The sequence below is a fragment of the Arthrobacter sp. CAN_A1 genome, assembly GCF_015751665.1.
Taxonomy (GTDB): domain Bacteria; phylum Actinomycetota; class Actinomycetes; order Actinomycetales; family Micrococcaceae; genus Arthrobacter_D.
Window position 1 is genome coordinate 1 of sequence record NZ_JADOUR010000005.1, and the last position, 19,188, is coordinate 19,188.

At 64.0% G+C, this 19,188-nt stretch carries 10 protein-coding genes; all 10 read right to left on the reverse strand.

Annotated features, from left to right (window positions below; genetic code table 11):
- Positions 1-2,891: PKD domain-containing protein (locus IWX62_RS07220; protein WP_196840704.1), on the reverse strand; the 2,891-nt coding region annotated here is incomplete at its 3' end.
- Between the two features lie 2 nt (positions 2,892-2,893).
- Entirely contained in the window at positions 2,894-3,712 is an 819-nt protein-coding gene (locus IWX62_RS07225) for a hypothetical protein (protein WP_196840705.1), read from the reverse strand.
- Positions 3,709-4,539 (reverse strand): CDP-alcohol phosphatidyltransferase family protein, encoded by an 831-nt coding sequence (locus IWX62_RS07230; protein WP_196840706.1) that lies wholly within the window; start codon positions 4,537-4,539, stop codon positions 3,709-3,711. Before IWX62_RS07230 ends, IWX62_RS07225 begins: the two co-directional genes overlap by 4 nt.
- Positions 4,536-5,759, reverse strand: coding sequence for a DUF1972 domain-containing protein (locus tag IWX62_RS07235; RefSeq protein ID WP_333483265.1), 1,224 nt, complete (start codon positions 5,757-5,759; stop codon positions 4,536-4,538). The genes IWX62_RS07230 and IWX62_RS07235 overlap by 4 nt, the downstream gene beginning before the upstream one ends.
- Positions 5,759-6,256, reverse strand: coding sequence for an adenylyltransferase/cytidyltransferase family protein (locus tag IWX62_RS07240; protein WP_196840707.1), 498 nt, complete (start codon positions 6,254-6,256; stop codon positions 5,759-5,761). The genes IWX62_RS07235 and IWX62_RS07240 overlap by 1 nt, the downstream gene beginning before the upstream one ends.
- Positions 6,256-7,749, reverse strand: a complete 1,494-nt coding sequence (locus IWX62_RS07245) for a sugar transferase (protein WP_196840708.1) — start codon at positions 7,747-7,749, stop codon at positions 6,256-6,258. Before IWX62_RS07245 ends, IWX62_RS07240 begins: the two co-directional genes overlap by 1 nt.
- A 497-nt stretch (positions 7,750-8,246) precedes the next feature.
- Positions 8,247-10,943 (reverse strand): AAA family ATPase, encoded by a 2,697-nt coding sequence (locus IWX62_RS07250; protein WP_196840709.1) that lies wholly within the window; start codon positions 10,941-10,943, stop codon positions 8,247-8,249.
- Positions 10,936-13,584 (reverse strand): LuxR C-terminal-related transcriptional regulator, encoded by a 2,649-nt coding sequence (locus tag IWX62_RS07255; protein ID WP_333483266.1) that lies wholly within the window; start codon positions 13,582-13,584, stop codon positions 10,936-10,938. Before IWX62_RS07255 ends, IWX62_RS07250 begins: the two co-directional genes overlap by 8 nt.
- A gap of 453 nt (positions 13,585-14,037) precedes the next feature.
- Positions 14,038-16,713 (reverse strand): LuxR C-terminal-related transcriptional regulator, encoded by a 2,676-nt coding sequence (locus IWX62_RS07260; RefSeq protein WP_196840711.1) that lies wholly within the window; start codon positions 16,711-16,713, stop codon positions 14,038-14,040.
- A complete protein-coding gene (locus IWX62_RS07265; RefSeq protein ID WP_196840712.1) occupies positions 16,713-19,058 on the reverse strand; it encodes a LuxR C-terminal-related transcriptional regulator in 2,346 nt (781 codons plus the stop codon). The genes IWX62_RS07260 and IWX62_RS07265 overlap by 1 nt, the downstream gene beginning before the upstream one ends.
- Positions 19,059-19,188: the final 130 nt, after the last annotated feature.

The window sequence follows — 19,188 nt, forward strand, 5'->3', positions numbered from 1 at the left end:
GTGACTGTCAGCCGCACCGGATAGGTTCCCGCCGCACCATAGGTATGCGACGCGTTCACCCCAGTAGCCGTGCCACCATCACCGAAGGTCCACGCATACCCGGCAACCGTCCCATCGGAATCACTCGACCCTGACCCATCAACTGACACAACCAGACCATTCACCGTCGAAGTAAACGCTGCAACCGGCGCCACATTAGCTGGAGGCGGAGCCACAGTGACGTCCCTCGTAATGCTGTGGGTCGCGCCGTCGTCATCAGTGACTGTCAGCCGCACCGGATAGGTTCCCGCCGCACCATAGGTATGCGACGCGTTCACCCCAGTAGCCGTGCCACCATCACCGAAGGTCCACGCGTAAGAGTCGACGGTTCCATCTCCGTCAGCCGATCCTGACCCATCAACCGTCACCTGCAATCCGCTGACGGAAGGAGCAAAGGCCGCGGTAGGGGGCGCGTTCAACAGCACGCCTGTCGTTCCGGCGTCGTAATGACGTTTCACCGCGTCTGCGCCCAGGGCCGTTGGGTAGATTGCCACTTCGTCGACGTCGCCCTTGAAATACCTGCTGGTTGGAATTGAAGCCCACCCAGAGAGGTTGTCACCACCGACCCTCCAATACCCGTCAAACGATCTGCCGGTCGTAGTGTCGGAACGGCCTGCGACGCGGGCTCCGTCGACGTACAACTGCATACCGTTGGAGCCCAACGTTGCCACGACATGGTGCCAGTTTCCATCGTTGTACCGCGCCGTGCTGTTGACGGTGCGCCTTACCCCCTTCGGAGCAACCCCGAAGAAGATCCGCCCGAGGTTGTCCATATACACGTGGCGGTCTACATCGGCCGACAATGTGCTGAGCGCATTGCCGAATCCGATGATTTTCCCTCCTGTGGTGGTGGTGGTCCGGATCCAGGCTTCGGTGCTGAAGGTGTGTGGTCGCTTCGCCCTGGTTGGGTCTGCGAGGATCCCGGTGGTGGTTCCGTTGAGTGTCACTGCAGTATTGCTGTCCCCGCTGAGCGCCCCTGCCGTGCCGAAGGTCACCCCGGCCTGGGCCGCAAGATCATCCGGCCCTGACGAATCGAATCCCGTCGGACCGGCAACCTCACCAAGGCGCCAACTATTGGTTGGCAGGTCGCGCTCTATGGTCTGACGATATGGGCTAGCGGGCTCGTTTGCGCTCGCCACCGTGACGGTCACAGTGTCCGACCGGACCTCGTTGCCCGCAGGATCAATGGCGAAAATGCGGTAACCGTACAGGCGCCCCGGAACCAGACCCTTGTCTGTGAACGTCATACCGGGGCGCTCCCAGAAAGTCGACTCTAATTGCGTGGTGTGGATGGTCGCCGAGTCACGACGGACCAGGTAGGTCAGGTTCTTGTTGTCCTGGTCCCAGTTGGCTTGCCACCGGACGCGCACCTCGCCCGGGGCCCGGGAGGTCACTGTTGGATTGAAGTTGCGACCAGTCACCCGTGGCCCGCGGGCATTGGGCGCGATCTCCTTGACCGCGAACCGAACGAGACCCTGCTGCGCGGATCCGTTGACGGAGGGAAATTCTCCGCCGTATGACATGTATTGCGTGTTACCCGTGACTGACCACGCGCCTTGGCTCTGACCTGTGTAGGTCCCGTCGAGTATGGTCGGAAACCAGTTGAGGAGTGATGGTGCTGGATTTCCCTCGAAATTAGTGTAGCCATGAGCCTCGTCGGTGACTATACCCGTGGCACTTTTACTGAAGGCAAGTGCACGGCTGAACTGCCACGGGGCTTCCTGAGGGAATCCACCGATGTTGCCGCAGTAATGTGCGTGACCCGCCGAGTAGATGACATCTCCCTGGGCATGAACCGAATAGGTGTCTCCGTGGCAGTCCTGGATCCACTCAGTGGAGAAGTCAGCCCATTTAACGGAGAAGATGCCTTCGAGGGTACTTGCCCGGCCGAAGGTGTATCCCGATCCGTAGACGTTGGTGGAGTCGGAGGACAGGCTGGTGATGGATCCGCTCGGGCCCCCGTTCCGAGCAATGTTGTTGATCGGGAACGGAAGTGACTGACCGGTGGTGACATCGACGGCGCCAAGGCCATATCCGGGACGGTCCGACCCATTGAGGGTGGTAAACGCGCCTCCAATCACCATCTTGGTTCCATCAGGAGACAGAGCCAATCCATTGACCTGCCCGCCAACGGCCGCGGGTGCCCAATCGAGCAGCGATCCATCGCTGGCCCTGAACGCTGCGAGCCGCGCCCTGGCCACCGTTCCCACACCGGTAAACAACCCGCCCAGGTAGACGGTGTCATTGGTCGCCACAATGGCTCGAACCGAGGCATCCATTTTCGGCACGAAGTTGGTCAGGAGGCGTCCGGTTATCGGATCCAGCGCCGCCACCCGCCAGACCGTTGCCCCGTTGACTGTGGTGAAGGATCCGCCGACGTAGATCCTTGAGCCGTCGGGCGACGCCGTGATCGCCGTGGCCTGGCCGTTGAGGCTCGGCGCAAAGGAACTGATGAGCACACCGGTCCGGATGTCGTAGGCGAGGATGTTGTTGCGGGTGACAGTGTTGACGCCCACCGCGGAACCGGCCGGGCGGGCAGTGGTGAAGCTGCCGGCAACGTAGACAGTGTTCCCCACAACGGTCTGCTGCCAGACCACCCCGTCGATCTGCACAGTGGGCAGCGCGTCGGCCGACACGGTGGTCGGGGTTGCGGGATTGGTCGGGTCAACTGGTGTGGTGTCCGCCAGCGCTGGCGGAGCCCCGACAACCGCCATGGAGACAACCACGGCAAGGCTGCAGAGAAGCGCGGTGAGCCGGTGCCCGCGAGGTGCCGCTCCCCCGTTGTTCCCCGCACGGGTGTCCTGGGTCTGGGCGGAAATCCACCGTGCGCGGCGCGGTTGATGTGCTTTCACGACTAACCTTCTTCGCCTGGAGCTGCACCTTCGAATGCAGCAATGGGTGAGGACGCCTCCATGTTGAGAAGAATCCGTACTTGCTCCCGCTGGTCGGCGGGGATGGAAAAGACGAGGGTGGTGGAGACGGACCCGCCCGCTGCGACTGTTGCCGGGAAATCGGTTGCGCCCGATCCGGTGAGCTGGACGGCCGGCAGCCGCTCGGTGCCATATTCGACGTTCACCACTGAGTTACTCAGTGACACGGCATCGCCTGTCGTGTTTTCAACAGTGATCACAAACCTCAACGCCGGGCCGGCGATCTCACCAATCCCTAATGCTTCGGCATCGATTGCCTCCAGAGTGGTGATCTTTGCCGAGATGCCTTCGGTGACCACAGAGGGTTCCTCCAGGGAGACTGGATCGGAGACTGGCTGCTCGATGGCGGCGAGCTCAGCATCTGACGTGGCCGGCTCCTCCGCTTCAGCTGTCTTTTCCGCAGTAGGCTCTTCCTCTGCTGGCACCGTGGTGGGCGATGAGGCGTCGGCTGTTGCCTCCGGCGTCGCTGTCCCTGCCGGGTCTTCCCCGGCCGCTGTGCCGGTGGGGGTAGGCTCAGCCGTCTCTTCGGGGCCGGCCTCGGATGCCGGCGCGGTGCTGCGGGGTGAGCTGGAGGCAACCGGTGCGTTGTTTGCTGTGGCATCGGTGCCCGGCTGATTGGATGCCAGGTAGCCGATTCCCAGGGCCAGGGCCACGGCGCAGACGAGCACCCCGGCTGCGACCTTACGGAGGGTGCCGGAACGGGTCCCCTCCTCGGGCTGGCCGCTCTCTACTGGATTGGTCACTGCACAGGCCTTCCTGTAACAAGGGCGTGCCGGGCCCGGGTGGGGGTGCTGTGGGCGTCACGGGTGGTGGCGTCGAGCCGTCCCATGTCCCTGAACCACTTGACCGAAGCCAGTACCAGATGCCCCAGATTCGCGGCAAAGACCACGGTGTACAGGGCCATGAAGGCAACGGGTGCACCCAGCAGGATGAAGCTGAGGCACAGAAAGCCATAGTCGGTGGGAATCAGGAGGAGCGACTTGAGCCGGGACCCTGAGCCCTTAACTGGGACTGCGCCCGTCCTGAGGGTGTGGATTTCCTTGAGGTGATCGTTGAGGATCATGGAGAAGAAGGAAACCGCAGCAACAACACAGAAGGCCACGGGAACGAGCAGCCACAGCGGGGTGGACAGGTCGAAGCCGCGATAGGCGGCGACCAACACCGCAAGGTGGATACTGGAAAGCTTTGCGCTATCCACCACATGGTCGAGCCACTCGCCGGAGAGCGAACCGCCGCCACGCAGGCGGGCAACCTGTCCATCCGCAGCGTCGAACGCGTACCCGACGGCCAGGCACAGCCAGACCGCGATGCCCAGCCCCCACGAGGGAGTGCCGAACGCCAGCATCCCGATCCCGGTGAAGGTGAAGGCTGCGCTCACTGCGCTGACCGCGTTAGGGGTCAGCCCTGCCCGGTGGCAGGCAGCAGCGAGGTACCGTCCCGCCCGCCGGTTGATGTAGATCGAGTAGGGCGGGGCCCCCGGCGCGGCCGCTTTCTGCGCGGCGGCGAGGGACAAGACGGTCTGGCGGTAGCTTCCGGCAGCGGGCCGGGACTCGGCGAGGGTCTGGCTCATGATGCCACCACCTTGGGCGCCGCCATGACCGTTCGGGGTGCCCCTGCAGCACGACGGCGCACGGCGAGCCGGCGGGCCGGTGGCCGGGCCAGCGAGTAGCAGAGCGACTCGTACCGTTCAGCGACGTCGTCCCAGTCGTAGCGTTCAGCGGCCTGCCGCGCAAGCCGTCCTCGGCGTTCACAGTCCAGGGTGTCCTGTTCGGCTGCGTGCACCAACCGTGTGACGTCGTCGCTGTCGGCGAAGTAACGCCCCGCCGCACCCAGCACCTCCGAGTTGAAGTCCACCTGGTAGGCGTTGGTTGCTGCGCCGGCACCGATCGCCCGGAGCAGCGACGGGTTGGTGCCGCCCACTGAATGGCCGTGCCAATACACCCGTGCGTGGGCGTAGAGCTGATCGAGCAGCTCCTGGTCCCAGACGCCCCCCAGGAAGCGGACCCGTTCATCGGCCAGCGAATGGACTTTCCTGATGTAGGAGTCCGCGTAGGGGGCCGTGCCAACAACGACGAGGGGCAGGTGAGCCGTGCTCTTCCGGTAGCCGTCAACAATCAGGTGCACGTGGTTCTCCGGCTCAAACCGCGCAACCACCAGGTGATAGTTGCCGGGTTCCAGGCCGAGCCCAGTGACCTTGTCACTGCTCGGGCTGTCCAGGAGCGGGGCCCCGTAGGCAATGTATTCGGTGGGGGCGTTGAAACGTTCCCGGTAGTAGGTCTGGATGCCGACGGCGTCGGCGATCAGCGCGTCGGACCATTTCACGGCGAGCGCTTCAACAGCGCGGTAGTACCGTTTCCCGGTTTTCCCCCACTTGGCGCGCTTCCATTCCAGCCCGTCCACATGGGTGGCGACGGGGATCCCTGCCGCGCGGATCACGGGGAGCCACGGGGCGTTGGCTGCGTTGAAGACGATGGCGACGTCTGTCCGGTGCCGGAACAGGTGGCCCACCGACAGCCCGGTGTGGCTCAGCGTTTCGAGGGACCGTTTCCTGAGAGAGGGCAGGTGGACCAGCCGCATGCCCAGGTGTTCCTTGACATCGGCGTCTGCCGCGGTAACGGGGCGGCAGTAGACGGTGACGTCATGGCCCATTGCGGCGAGGCGGGAACCGACTTCCTCGATGCAGGTTTCAAACCCGCCATACCGTGCGGGTACCCCACGGGTGCCGATCAGCGCGATGCTGAGGGGTCTCATTCGCTGCGAGCCCAGCGGGTTGTTCAGTGATTTCAGCATTAGTTGGTCCCGTTCAACAGAGGGTAGACGTGGCGTTCCCGATTCATGTTCAGGTTCTCCAGTGCCAGCCGGAGGGCTGTACTCGAGGTGTGGACGGTGTAGGGGAAGTAGACGACAGCCACGTTGCGGGCAGCGAACTGCTCTTCCAGCCGGCGGGCACGTTCGGTGCCCTTCCAGTCGTCCCCTTTGAAGAAGATGTTGAACCTCAACTGGTCCCAGACCGCCATCTTGTCCGGCACCGTTTCGGCGCACACCCTGTCGACCAGTCCGATGTTCTCGACGATTTCCATCCGCTCGGTGAGAGGAATGACCGGGCGGCGGCCCTTTGTCTCAGCGAGGATCTCGTCGGAGACAACACCCGCGATGAGGAAGTCGCACCGCGATTTGGCCTGGCGGAGGATGTTCAGGTGTCCCACATGGAACAGGTCGAAGGCGCCTGCCGCATAACCGATGCGGATCCCCTGGACATCGTGATTGCCTGTCGTGTTGTAAGCCATCAGTAAGCTCCTGTCGGTTTGACCAGCACTTTGAAAGTCCGCCACATGATCATCAGATCCCCCATGACCGACCAGTTCTCGACGTAGTAGAGGTCGAGGCGGACGCTCTCGTCCCAGCCGAGGTCCGACCGGCCGCTGATCTGCCACAAACCTGTCAGCCCTGGTTTGATGAGGAGGCGGCGGTGGGTGTGCCCCGCGTACCCGGACACCTCGCTGGGCAGGGGCGGCCGGGGGCCAACCAGGGCCATGTCTCCCTTCAGCACGTTGTACAGCTGGGGGAGTTCGTCGATTGAGTATTTGCGAAGCCACCGTCCCACGGTCGTTACCCGCGGGTCGTCGCGGAGTTTGAAGAGGACACCGTTGCCTTCGTTGCGTTCCCGCAGCGCCACCAGGTCCTCTTCGGCTGTGGTCACCATGGACCTGAACTTGTACATCGGGAACTCGGCAGAGGACCGGCCCACCCGGTTCTGTTTGAAGAACACCGGCCCGGGTCCGTCCCGCCTGATCAGGAGGGCAACGACTGCGAACACGGGTGCCAGGGCGATCAGCGCCAGGAGCGACACGACGACGTCCATCACCCGTTTGACCACGTGCCGCCCACCAGTGAACTGCGGCATTTCCACGTGCATCAGGGGTAGGCCTTCGACGGGCCGCATCTGGATCCGGGGGCCCGCCACATTGGTCAACGTCGAGGCGAGCACCAGTTCGGTAGCTGAGCGTTCCAGCCGCCAGCCGAGTTCCCTGATGTATTTACTTCCCTTGTGCAGGTGCCCGGCGACGATCACCGCGTCGGCGCCGGTGTCGGCTACTGATTGTTCAACGTGGCTCAGCCCGTAGACCACGGGGACCAGCCGGTCCCCCGCGTGGATGAGCCGGGATCGGTCCCGGCCCTCCAGCACGGTGCCGACGACGTCGTAGACCGCCCCGGTCTTCTTGGCGAGCTGCCCGACGACGTATTGCACGTCGTCGTGCCGGCCCACCACGATGACTTTGGAAAGGAAAAGCCCGAACTGGCGTTGGCGCATGAGCCAGTTCCGCCAGATCCACCGGCTGCCCAGCAGCCCGATGAGCCCTGCAGGGAGGGTGACGATCAGGAAGTTGCGGAAGTCGTGGGCGCCGAGCAGCACGACGGCGACAGCCAGCCAACTGAACGTTGCCGCGCTGGCCTGAACAATGCGCTTGTACTCGGGGGCACCGAATCCGATCAGGCGCGGATCACGGGTTCTGAACATGGACAGCATGATCAGCCAGCCTCCGCACACGGCGACGGCGAAAGCCACCGTTTCCGCGGTGGCGGCACCGCCCGCCATACTTTTCAGGATCCAGTCGGTGCTGATGAGGACGACGGCCAGCACGATCAGGGTGTCAGTCACCCGCAGTGACATCTGGTATCGATGCCGCCACGGGACGCCCGAGACGGCGGCCGCCCGAACCCTGGGCCGCGAGACGGCGGGGAAAGGAAACCTGAGGGTCTGCTCCTGTGTCTGATACATGTCAGACACCTATCTGGCGGACGGTGCCGGCACGGCTGGCCAACATCGTGGAAGGAGCCGACGACGGCTGGGGACGAGCCTTGGTCTCGGAAGGCTCCGACGTCGCCGGCCCCGAATGGGGAGGACGTGGCTCCGAGCTAAAGACTGATACCGGGACGAAAAGCGACCGGCTGGCTCGAAGCTGGGTCCAGGACGGAGCCGGATGGCCTGAATCGGCCAATGGTCCGCCACCTGGGAGGAGATGGAAAGGTGTAACTCCTGAGGACCGGCGGTTTGCACCGCAGATTGAGTTGAACGACATATCGAGACCCGCTTCATCAGTGCCCTAGAACTGCTTTCGGGGCAAGCCTATGAATCAGCTGTATCCCGAACACGAGTGGTAGCTACTCGACTTGGGGCGGGTAGGACTACTCGGATGAGCACTCCCAATTCAGGTAGTACTCGATGAGCGGGTGGATGCTACGCAGATGGGACAGGAGAAGCCCCGGTCAGCGCTGTCAGGCCTGGAAAAGGTCCTGCAGGTCCTCGCGGCGGCTGATGCCCAACTTGGCGAAGATCCGGTACAGATGGCCCTCGACTGTCCGGACCGACACGCCATGCAGTGCGGCGATGTCACGGTTCGAGTGGCCCTGGGAGGCAAGACTGACGATGTCCTGTTCCCGCTGGGTCAATTTGGTGGCGGATAGTTCTTCAGAGAATTGCTGGCCATGCATGCCCTCGAGCTTCTCGACCACCGCGTTCAGGGTGGGTTGTAACGCCCGGGAACGTTGTGACAAACCTTGCTGGGCCAGCAGATTGACGGCCATGCCCAGGCATTCGGCAGCGATCAGGAAGTAGTCCCCCCTCAGTGCTTGCTGCGCTGCAGCTTCGAGGGCGGCGGGGTCCTTGGCGAGCATCGCTGCCGCCATCGCGTTGAGGATGGCGCCGTCGGTGCCTTCGAACCCGCTGGTGATTCGCTGGAGCGGGGCAAGGGAGTGTGTGTCGCCCAGTCGAACCGCCAATTCGAAGGCGCAAGCAGCGAGGGTGGTCATGCCGGCGGCAGCTGCGTTGTCGCCGATCAGAGCGAGTTCAGAGATGCTGGCGGTGGCGCCCCTGAACTTTGCTTCGCTGGCGACGGCGTGGATCCGGCCCTGCAGCCGGTTCTGGAGGGACCCGTTGGGCGGTAGCGACGCAAACTCTGCTGAATATTGTTGGGCCCCGGTAGTGTCGCCAGCCATGGCGCAAGCGTAGGCCGCCATACCCGTGGACATGGTGAGGAGCTGAGCGACGTCGGACTCGCGGAACCCTTCAACAGCGAGCATGAGGCGTTTTCGGGCCGTCCGCATCCTGCCCTGGCGCAGGGCAATGATTCCCTCGAAAAATTCCAGCATCCCCCCGAAGTACACCATTCCACCATCAGCGGCCTGTGAGTAGGCAGCGAGTAGGGTCCCCACCTCGGTAAACCTGCCTCCCCTGATCAGGGACATGGCATGCCGGGTGATCACAAAACCCTTATGGCGCAGGAAGCGGTGCCCGTTCGCCGCGATGATGGCGAGGCCCTCGGCAGTTGCCGCCACGCCCTCCCGCGGCCGTCCGGTCGATCCGAGGGCCTCACCGAGCAGTGCGAGCGCGGCCAGCCGCGTTTCGTCAGTACCGTCAGGCTCGGCACGGATCTCTCGAAGCTGCCTTTCCGATTCACGGTACTGGCCCTCAAGGTTGAGCACAAAGCAGGAAAGGAGCCGGCATCCCATCCGGGAAATACGCACTGACCGGCTGGACGGCCCCTTCCGTTCCCGCTCGATGCGGTCGATGGTCTCTGCCCACCGATTGACGTCATTCTGGATTTCCTTTGGGGTGCTTCCCAGCCTCATCCGGAGGTCTATCGAGAGCAGGGTTGCCTCTTTGGCAATCCTGAGGCTGCCGCAGTTGAGGAGAGCCTCGTCAACCAGCTCGCGGGCATAGTCGAAGTCGCCGCGGTTCATGCGGGCGTGGGCAATTTCGACCAGTGCCCGCGATTTGAGTTCTGGCGCTTTCACCACACGGGCGGCGCGGATGGCAAAGGCCGGATCAAACAGTCGGTTGGCGACGATCGCGGCTTTAAGCAGCGTGGCGTCGTCGAGCACGGCGCCGCAGTCCAGCCCCCAGGAGACCCAGCGCAGAAAGCCTTGGATGGAGTCGGTCTGATCCTCGGAAAGCTTGAGCAGGCGTCTGCGAATCGCCATGCTTCGCCCGATCGGCACCTGCGCCCGGAGCACCTCGCCGTACAGCGAGTGAGCCAGGGCAACCCGGCCGTCAACCCCCGTCGTGAGGGCCAGAAGCTGATCATCAATCAGTGAGTCAACGGCCTGCGGGTCGCAGATGTCCCGCAGCACGCTGAGTGCCACGGGTTCGGCGAGGGCCACAGTCTCGAGAGTCTCCACCTCCGACGGCGACCGTCCGCGAAGCTGGCCCCTGATGAGGTCAGTGAGCCGCAGGTCGATCCCGGGACGTTCTCCGGACAGGCACCATACTCCGTTGCGCTGCACCAGATATTTCGACCGGGCATCAGGGTGGAGCAAGGCCAGTAGAAACATGGGATTGCCTTCGGAGGTCTTGCTGAGGAGTGCACTCACACTCGCGAGAATCTGGTCTCCCAGTTCCCTGACACAGAGCTCGTGAATTTCCTGCCGGCTGAGTGGTTCGAGGTCGTACCGGTTCAGCATTCCGTCATGCCAGAGTGCGAGAAGCTCCGACGGCGGTCCGGGAGCCGGGCGGGCAAGCACAAGGGCCCGGGCACGCCGGGTAGTGATCAACTGGGCCAGCAGGACACTCGTACTGTCGTCGAGCTCATGCGCGTCGTCGACAATGAAAAGGGGTGCTGGCGAGCCTGGCTGCTGCTGCCCCAAATGCCGTGTCAGGGCACGATAGATGGCAATGGGCGATCCGGCATCGGCGACCGAGAGGTCGCTCAGGTACGGGGCCAGTGCACCGAACGGGATTTTGTGCAGGGAAGGCTGCGCTGACACGTGAACGACTGTGACATCGTCGGCCAACGCCTCGGTGAGGACCCGCGATAAGGCAGTCTTTCCAAACCCCGGATCACCCACCACAAGAGCCCCGTGATGATGCGCTTCAGATAGTTTGGCGAGAATTTCATCGACCAGCGGTTGCCTGCCGACCAGGTCGAGCGAGGCGGAGGCAGATGCGGAACCTTTGGTTGCCTCGTGGCTACTCAAGGATCATCTTCAACTGGCTACGGTTGGAGACACCCAACTTCGCATAGACCTGATACATGTGTCCTTCGACGGTCCGGATGGAAAGGGTCAGCAGCGAGGCGATGTCACGGTTGCTGGATCCTTCAGCGACGAGGGACGCGATGCTGCGCTCCCGTTCGGTGAGCTTGTCGAGCACCCGCTGTCGCAGTTCCCCACTCCCACGCCCCACCACACGGAGGACTCCGTCCGCTGCGACCGCGGCGCGGCGTTCCCCGTCCCCCGGGTTATCGAGGGTCAGGCGCTGCACCAACCCGGCGGCGTCGGAGGCAAGACGACGGTTGCCGACGTCCGCAGCCATTGTCGCTGCCTTAAGAATCTGGTCGGTGTCTCCCGATGCGACACCTTTCCCGTACAGTGCGCAGATCCGGGCGTAGGCACCCTGGCCGTCCATTCCACTCGTCGCGAGGCGCTCGGCCGCCTCAGCCAGTCCAAGCTGGACCGCCTGGCAAAGGAAGAACAATTCATGCCCGAGGTTCCCCCCGGCCCGGTCCTCGTCGGCAAGGTGAAGCATCTCCTGAGCCGCGTCGAGCGGATCCCGGGTTGCAGTTGACGCCAGCACCGCGAAGTACCTTGTCGCCCTGCTGGTGTGCCAGTCATACCGACGCGAGTCCAGATTAACCTGAGCAAGATGGGATAGGGAGAGCTGGGCGTCGCCGATCAGCGCATAGGCGTAGGCAGTGGCGGCTTCCGCTAAAGTCAAAAATTCCTGGCGGTCGCGGATCCTGAGTTGGCTCAGCGCAGGAAGTAGTTTCCGGAGCGCCTCCGGGCCCCGTCCGGCATAGGCATAGAGGCAGCCTTCGGCAAGCTCCAGGGAGGTGCCGTCAAAAATCCCCGCCAACGGCCCTTCGGCATGATCGTTGATCATGGAGAGGCACTGCTCCCATTGGCCGGAGATCAGCATCACCGAGAAAAGCCGCACTTGAGCGGACTCTGCCAGGAGCGGATCTTCGGAGGAATCGGCGAGCCGCGACACCACCAGCCTACTGAGCTGCAGCGCATCGTCCTGCCGACCCGTCATGCAGAGAGCTTCGGAGAGCCACCCACACAGTTGATGACGGACGGCGGCATCAAGATCAGTTTGCTTGAGCAGCTCATCGAGGGGCTCGATCATCGCCGGATAATCGCCGTTGAAGGCGCTCAACTCGGCATCGAGGAGCTCAATTTCGGAGAGCAGGCCGGTGAGGTCTTCACGACCCGCCTGTCCTTCGAGTGTCAGCCGCTCGCGAAGGCCATCGAGGACGGTACCGACTTCGCCATGGCGAACATGATCCCGGGTGAGCAGGCGGCATTTGAGCACCATCATCCCCACCCACTCCACCAGGTTGGGCCGGTCCTCCTCCCATCCGGCGAACCGGTCAAGGATCCCGAGTGCGCGGGTGGTCTCCCCCTGGATGCCGTACGCCCGCGCCTCCTCCGTGACCGCCGAGGCGCCTACTAGATCCTGCGGGATGGCTCCGAGGAACCGGAGTGCACCTTCCGTGTCGAAGTAGCGGTTCGCGAGCCGTGCCGCTTCGATAGCCAGGCTCGGATCAATCTCCATTGAGCAGTCAAGGCACCAGGCGGCGTAGTTCATTCGGCTCAATGCTGGCATGGGCAGTCTGAGCGAGGCCGCTGCCAGCTGGTGCAGAAGCTCCCGGCTCCGCCCAATCGGGACCTGGCGCCGGATCACATCGCCGATCAGCCCGATGGCCACCCGAACCATGGGCGGCTGCGACAGCTCGATCTGGAAGATCCCCGTCTCCATCAAAGTATCCACTTCGGCTTCGCCAGCGAACTCAGTGAGAAGTTCGAGCGGCATGACCCCGGCAATGGAGATGATCTCGGCGGTTCTGCGTTGATCGGGACTGAAGCGTGCCAGACGGGCCAGGATCCGTTCGGTGATCGTGCGCCCAGGATCAGGCGCCCGGCGGGACCCGGCAACCCAGATCCCGTCCTGGACGGTGATGTAGCCGGAATCCACCTGTTCCCGGCCGATAGCCTCCATGAATAGGGGGTTGCCGCCACTGGCGTGCCAGGTATCCAGGACGACGGCCCTGGAGACCGGGGCTTCAAGTCCAGCGGTCAGCAGCTCGGCTGTATCAGCCAGCGACAGGGGCGCCACATCAACCCGGCGGATCAGTTCGTCTTTCCACAGGTCGCTGAACTCGTCGGGCGCAGCCTGGAGCTGCTGGCAGACGAGGAGAACTTTCACTGCATCGCTTCTGACAAGATGCGCAATAACCATTGCCGAGGCGCTGTCCAGGTCTTCGACATTGTCCACGAGGATCAGGGTGCCCTTGCCACCGGCGCGAGAGGTGAAGAGATTCTGCAAACTTCTCAGAAGGATCAGCGGATTGTCGACCGCTTCGTCATCGAGCTCGCTCAGGACGAAGTTGAGGGCCCCATACGGCATGCCAGCGGTGAGGGCGCTGCCCCGCAGGTAGATCAATTCATAATCATTTTCGACGTCACTGGCGACGCGTTGTGCCAGCACGGTCTTACCGATACCCGCGGGGCCAGTCAGAATAGCGCCCCAGCAGTCCGGTTGTGCCACAGCCTCCCGCAGCATCCCTAATTCGTCATTCCGGCCAACAAGTGGCCAGACTCCTTGCACCCCAAACATAGCGCCCCACTACATGGTGCAGGTCGGCACGGCGAGTCGTCCCAGCCCAACAATTCTTGAGAAGCGGTATGTCGTCCCGCCTCCGGGTTTTACGCTGACGCAAAGGTAACCCCGGCATCATCCGTATTAGGGCATAACCATACGCTGGATCCCTGAATAAGGCACGGAATATCGCAAAAAACCTGCGATCAGTAGACGGACCAATCTGAATACTCACGGTCAGGGTTCCCAGGATGGGCCGGCGGCGGGCTGGGGATCAGCCCGGTCTCAGGAGGCTGGCCGCCGCCGGCCCGACCGTGGTCCCTCCATTTCAGGAGGACGATGTCTCTCCAGCGCGCCAGGCCTGGGTGACTCTGCAAGCTTAAGAAACGGTCCGCCATGGCACACGGGTAGTGGCTACTCGTCTTCTCGCTGAGGATTACTTAACTACCGGACCAGTCTTACGCGCTGACATCATTCGGGAACTCCTGCAGCCGACAGCCCCCTCGATAGTTCTTCACGACCACTGATTCCCAGCTTGAGGTAAATCCGGTACAGGTGGCCTTCGACCGTCCTGCGGGACACGGTCAGACTGGTGGCGATCTGGCTGGAAGAGGCGCCCCGCGCGGCGAGCCTGGCGATCTCCAGCTCCCGCTGGGTCAGGACTACCTGCTCCATTGCCGCATCGCTGATAGCGCCTGTGCGGATCCCGCCCAGGGTGGGTCGAAGCTCCCGGACCTGTTGCAGGACAGCCCGCTGCGCTCGTGCTTCGCCATGGGCGCCATAGACTGCGGCCGCCCGCGCCAGACATTCGGCTCCCAGCAGCTGCCGCCGTGCGTCGATGGCGCGCGCCCCCGCTGCCATGAGCAGGGCTGGATCGTGCGAGACTGACACTTCCGCCATGAGGTGAACAACATCGGCGTGCGCAGCTCCCAGCCTCCCCGCCAGGTCGTTGAATCGTTCAGCCGGGAGAGGGTATTTCATCAGGAAGAGCAGCTCAAGGACTTCAGCCTCGGCATGAACCAGGCTGAAGGCCCGGGCTGTATCTGCCTGCGCCAGCACCGCCAATGAGTTGTCGGGGCTCACCTCCGGCCACGACTGTGCGGCGGCAATATAGGCGTCAGAGACCAAGCGCTGCGGCAGGGTGCCCCGATGCTGCAGCCTCCGGTAATCGGCCACGTAGGCGGTGGCCCGTTCATGGTTTCCCACCAGCTGGTTGGCGAAGGCTGCTGCCCCCAAAACCAGGGGAAGAAGTAGCTCGGGATCACTCCGTTGCAGTTCCTCGATGCCAGCGGTCATCAGTGCGCAGCCGCGCGTGATCCTTCCGCACCTGACGTCCATCACACCTTCAAGACTTGTCATCTCGCCGCCGAAGTAGTGAAGTGGGCGCGGCGCATGCTGCTCGTGCCATCGCACAAGCCCAATGAATCCTGTCTCATCCCTGGTCTGCACGAGTAGAGCCGCCCGCCGGGCAATGACGGTCCGGTAGTGCCCGGCAAGCATCCTGCCCGGCGCGGTCTCCGCCACTGCCCGTTGGGTGAGGTCATTCGCGGCCGCGGTGCACCCGGTCGCTCCCAGCGCCTCCCCGAGTACCAGCTGGGCCACCAGAGTGTCCCGAGATGGTACGGGTGTGTCCCCCAGCACCCGCTGCAGTCCGTCGATGGCTGCAGCGTAATCGCCGGCCAGGCTCAGAGCCGCACAGTGCAGGATGGTGGCGCCCTGTGAAGCCTGCTTCGCGTGCTGCTGCAGCCCTTGAGCGATCACCGTCCAGCGGTCCGAGATCTCCATCAGACCCTCGGGCCCCCGGCCACGCTGCAACGCTATTCTCGCTTCGGTGAGGGCCGCCGATGAAAGGGTCTGCGGGTCGGCTGCCGCGTCCATCGTCCCCCGAATCTCGGCAGCAGCAGCGTCGGTGTCCCCTGCATCGAGGAGACTGCGCGCTGCTTCCACCCGCGCCGCCGTCGTGAAGTCCGGAGAGGTCACCGCGGCGGCAAGCTGCCGCGCCAGTCGGGGTGAGTAGCCGTCATTGGCCAACCGTGCGGTAGCCACCAGCTCGCCGTCAGCGATCGGGTAGCCGAGGCTCAGTTCCCACGCCACCCGGTTGATCACGCCTGCATCATGGAGCAGTTCGCGCCCCCCCGGCGATTCCCGAAGCCACGCCAGGATCTCGGCCCGCCGCCCGGGGGGTACCAGGTCCCTGACCGCTTCGCCGTACACCTTCGGTTCGATGGTGAGGCAGCTCCTGTCTTGACCGTGGTGCCGCGAGTAAGAAAGGATTCGGGCTTGCAGTGCCTCCTCCAGACCGACAGCGTCAAGGAGAAGTCGGGCGGCCGCCGTCGGAATGCAGCCCAGCATCGCCACCACCTCGACAGCTCGGCGCCCGGCTGGGCTACAGCCCATCAGGATCGGCTTCACCTGGCTCGCGAGGACGTCCCCAGCTGAATCCGGTGCACAGACCATCAACCACACGCCATTCTGCTCGATCAACGCTCCGGAGGTGCGGAGATGCGCGATCAGCGCTTTGGCAAGATACGGGTTGCCCCGCGACCAGTCGGAGACGAAGGTGATGCACCCGGAACTCGGGAGGCCGCCGAGGTCCTGCCTACACAGCTCACCGATTTGATCACGGATCAACGGGGCAAGTTCAAACCGTGTGAGAAGCCCGTCACGGCACAGTGCATTCAGTGCCTCGGGCTGGGTTCCAGCGTCTGTCGATAGGACCAGGAGACGAATCTCGCGGGCAAGGGCGAGCTGCCCGAAGAGATGGCTGCTGTCCTGGTCGAGGTGGTGTGCGTCGCGCAAAACGACGAGCACCGGAAACGGCGCATCAGCCGCCAGCGATCGGAGGGCTGATCTGATGGTGCGAAGCACCGACAGCGGCGAGTCAAGGTGTGCGGGGAGGTGCTCCCTGAAGACTGGTCCCAGCGCCCCATAAGGAACTTCCTTGAGGGACGCGTCAGCGTAGATGGTGACGGGCACTACCCGGCCCTGCAGGTGCAGCAGGACAGCGTCGGCCACTGCAGACTTCCCGACGCCGGGTGCGCCGCACACCATCGCCCCGCCGGCTGCCGGGTCGAGGATACTGTCAATGATCGCCCGGGTATTGGATGTGCGACCAACCAGCCCGGCCACCCCGTGGTGGGGGGCCATCAGGTGGTCACCGCGCCCAGGGCCGCCTTGGCCAACAGTTCTGCCTTCGTCCGGATGTGAAGCTTCGCGTACACCCGGTGCAGGTGCCCTTCGACAGTGCGGACGCTGACCCCCAGAGTCTGCGCCAGGTCCCGGTTGGTCCTGCCGTCAACTACCCCGCGCACCACTTCGGTCTCCCGGGTGGTCAGGGATGCCAACTGCCGGCGCGCGCCGAGGACCGTCCCGGGCGGCCCGATGATCCTGCTGACCCGTTCAGCGACATATCCCCGGGTTGCCGGATCGGCGGCCTGGCTTGCGAGTTGGACCGCTGACGCCGCCGCATCGCGGGCGAACAGCAGGTCCCCCAGGCTCAGCGCCGCGTCCATGGCCTGCAGCACCAGTTCGGTGTCTTCGGAGTCGACGCCCTTGGCATACACCTGGCAGAGCGACGCGTACCGGCCCTGACAGGTGGCGCTCAGCAACAGGACACTCGGCGCCACCCCGTGATCTCCCTGCCTCATCGCGTTGCACAGGGCAATCAGTTGCCAGGTCCGGTTGCCCAACGCCTCGTCCTCACGGGCCTGATCGCGGAAGTCGAGGGCAGCCCGGTCCCCCGACACAGTGCCCTGCAGGGTGAGGGCAACGAAATGTCTGGTGAGTCTGCGCACGCCCCACGATGCTGCCGGCGCGGTCACCGACGCCAGGGAGAGGTAATGTTCTGCCCGTTCAGGGTCGTCGGTGGAGTTGATCCAGGCCAGGCCCGCTGCGGCGAGGGGCGCAGCGCCCGCAGGATCGTGGATCTGAAGTTGGCGCAGGGCAGGGAGCAGCGCCCCTTCGGCCTCAGAGGGACGCCCCCCTGCCGCGTAAATCAAGCCTTCGGCAAGCTCCTCATAGGTACCGGAGCCCCGGCCCAGGTGTTGTGCTGATACATCCAGCATGGCGAACAGGTTCCCGGCGGCTGCCTCAAGTCCCGCCAGGCTCACCGCTACCCGTGAGGACAGGGGTAGCCCGCCGTCACCCCAGGGTTGGTATGCCCGTGCGGCCTCCTTCGCATCGTCCACCCGGCCGGTGAACGCCAACGCCTCGCATACCAGTAGTGCCGCATGTCGGCGTTTCTCCGGGTCCAGGGCTGCAGGATCGAACCCGTCAGACTGCAGTTCTTTGATGACCTGGCTGTACTGTCCGTCGGAGGTCGCAGTGATCGCACGGTTGAGGAAGCCTTCGGCGGTGAGCGCCACCGGATCGGGCCGGGGCGGGGTGGAATCTTTCGCTACTGTTCCCGCCGCTGACCCGGCAGCCTCCCACAGCTGGACCTGGCTGGGGCGGCCGAGGATCACGTCGCTGAGCAGTGAACTGGCCACCGATAGGGTGGCCCATCGGTCCCTGTCGATGGAAACGATCCCCAGTTCCAGCAACTCATCCAGGGCACCGAGGCTGTCTGTGGGAATGTTCCCCAGGGGACTGGGTCCGGCGGCGAGCCGGGTGAGCAGGGTGCGCTGCGACGGCAGAAGCGCGTCGATCCGTTCGGTCATGAGGCGGGCCGCGCGTGGACCAAGACGCACTTCTGTGGTGGTGAGGACCCCGACGCCACCGACACACCGCAGGGCACCTGAGGCCAGGTAGTCATCAAGGAGGGCAACAAGGAGCCGGATATTTCCGCCGCTGTGACGGTGAAGCGCCAATGATGAGGCTCGGGAGGCGGGTTGTCCCAGCGCTGACCGGAGGAAAGCCTCGACGTCCCGTTGGGCGAGCCGGGACAACTCGGCAGGGGCCAGTGCTCCTTCCCGGTGCAATCTCTGGAAGTACTCGGGGGCTTCTGCCAGGTCCCTGCAGGCTGCGGCCAGCCGGATGGTTCCTGACTGGACCATTTGGCCCAGTACTGTAGTGGAGTTTGCGTCAAGGAGGTTGGCGTCGTCGACGATCACGATCACTGGCAGACCGTGCGCCCGGTCTTCCAGCATCCGGGTCAGGCCGTTGATCACGCCGGCCGGGTGGTTCAGGGCGTTCTGCGGCAGATCGGCCAGCTGGACCCTGAGTGCACCGTAGGGCTGATGAGCGCCGATAGTTGAACCGCGGAGATGGATCACGAGGGTAGAGATTCGCAGGCGATCGGCGACCGCCCGCAGCAGGGTGGTTTTTCCGCTGCCCGCGTCCCCGGTGATCAGGACACCCTGCGGTCCGAACTCGTCGGTCAACTGGTCGCCCACGGACTCGGCGAGCCGATCCCGGACTGTCAGCACCCCGGATGCCGGGTGTCCCGGGCCAGGCGCGTTCCCGGCTGTGTCGTATGGTGAATCTTCTGGCGCGCTGCCGCGTGGCCGTGCAGGCGCGGGTTGGCAGGCGTGCGTACTGACGTCGAAACTCATTGAGAGACCTATTTCTTCGCATTCCCAGCATGGTGAAGTACTGGATACGCTAGAACCCCGGCCCGCGTCACACATGAGTAGCGACTACTCGACTTTCCCCATCGGATTACGCATTGACTACTCGTACCCG

What these genes read in the sequence shown, in the direction of transcription:
- IWX62_RS07230 (WP_196840706.1), bottom strand. Translation starts at nt 4,539, where the DNA reads ATGAGCCAGACCCTCGCCGAGTCCCGGCCCGCTGCCGGAAGCTACCGC.
- IWX62_RS07235 (WP_333483265.1), bottom strand. Translation starts at nt 5,759, where the DNA reads ATGCTGAAATCACTGAACAACCCGCTGGGCTCGCAGCGAATGAGACCC.
- IWX62_RS07240 (WP_196840707.1), bottom strand. Translation starts at nt 6,256, where the DNA reads ATGGCTTACAACACGACAGGCAATCACGATGTCCAGGGGATCCGCATC.
- IWX62_RS07245 (WP_196840708.1), bottom strand. Translation starts at nt 7,749, where the DNA reads ATGTATCAGACACAGGAGCAGACCCTCAGGTTTCCTTTCCCCGCCGTC.
- IWX62_RS07255 (WP_333483266.1), bottom strand. Translation starts at nt 13,584, where the DNA reads ATGTTTGGGGTGCAAGGAGTCTGGCCACTTGTTGGCCGGAATGACGAA.
- IWX62_RS07260 (WP_196840711.1), bottom strand. Translation starts at nt 16,713, where the DNA reads ATGGCCCCCCACCACGGGGTGGCCGGGCTGGTTGGTCGCACATCCAAT.
- IWX62_RS07265 (WP_196840712.1), bottom strand. Translation starts at nt 19,058, where the DNA reads ATGAGTTTCGACGTCAGTACGCACGCCTGCCAACCCGCGCCTGCACGG.